Source organism: Limnospira sp. PMC 289.06 (assembly GCF_032350395.1).
In the GTDB taxonomy this organism is placed as follows: domain Bacteria; phylum Cyanobacteriota; class Cyanobacteriia; order Cyanobacteriales; family Microcoleaceae; genus Limnospira; species Limnospira platensis.
In genome coordinates, this window is the sequence record NZ_JARPLC010000551.1 from 1 (window position 1) to 329 (window position 329).

Genomic DNA, 329 nt, shown 5'->3' on the forward strand with positions numbered 1-329 from the left:
CGATGTTGGCGAGTATTGGACTTATTACCCCTCCTTGGGGTGTCCCTGTTTCTGTTTCCTCGAATACACCGTTATCTAGCACTCCCGCTTTGATCCATTGTTTCAGGTCTCTTTTTAGGCTGCTTGGACAATGAATTTTGGACAGTAGGTAATCATGGTTCACGGTAAGAGCATTTTGCTATATCAGCATCAAGAACATAATATTGTCCCTTGTTTATGGCAGTATAAATCCTGCTAATTGCGTCATGGGCTGACCGTCCTGGACGGAACCCGTAGCTTGTGCTTTCAAATCTCGATTCCCATTCAGGTTCGAGAGCCGACTTAACCAG

The 329-nt window shown here is 45.3% G+C and carries 1 pseudogene; it reads right to left on the reverse strand.

Annotated elements, in window-relative coordinates:
• Positions 1–152: 152 nt before the first annotated feature.
• Positions 153–329 (reverse strand): annotated as a pseudogene (locus P5674_RS26225) (HNH endonuclease); the annotation flags it as partial.